This is a genomic window from Marichromatium sp. AB32 (assembly GCF_003718675.1).
Taxonomy (GTDB): Bacteria; Pseudomonadota; Gammaproteobacteria; order Chromatiales; family Chromatiaceae; genus Marichromatium; species Marichromatium gracile.
Genome location: NZ_RHFJ01000159.1, coordinates 1 through 378, shown reverse-complemented (window position 1 = coordinate 378; position 378 = coordinate 1). Strand labels below are relative to the sequence as shown.

1 pseudogene is annotated in these 378 nt (G+C 68.0%); it reads left to right on the top strand.

The annotated features are described in order from the left end of the window. Positions 1-378: pseudogene (locus EBL85_RS16970) on the top strand (aspartate kinase); the annotation flags it as partial.

Below are 378 nucleotides of genomic sequence, written 5' to 3'. Positions count from 1 at the left end.
GAACAGACCTCGCCGCTGTTCGACGCACGCGAATACGACGCCGTCGTGAGTTCCGGCGAGAACGTGACCGCCGGGCTGATGGCGCTGACGCTGCAGGAAATGGACGTGCCCGCGCGCAGCTGGCAGGGCTGGCAGGTGCCGCTGAAGACCAGCTCGGCCCATTCGGCGGCGCGAATCGAGGCCATTCCGCGCGCCAATATCGACCAGAAATTCGCCGAGGGCATGAAGGTCGCGGTGGTCGCGGGCTTTCAGGGCATCAGCTCCGAGGGCCGCATCACCACGCTGGGCCGGGGCGGGTCGGACACCACGGCCGTGGCCTTTGCCGCCGCCTTCGACGCGGTGCGCTGCGACATCTATACCGATGTCGACGGGGTCTAC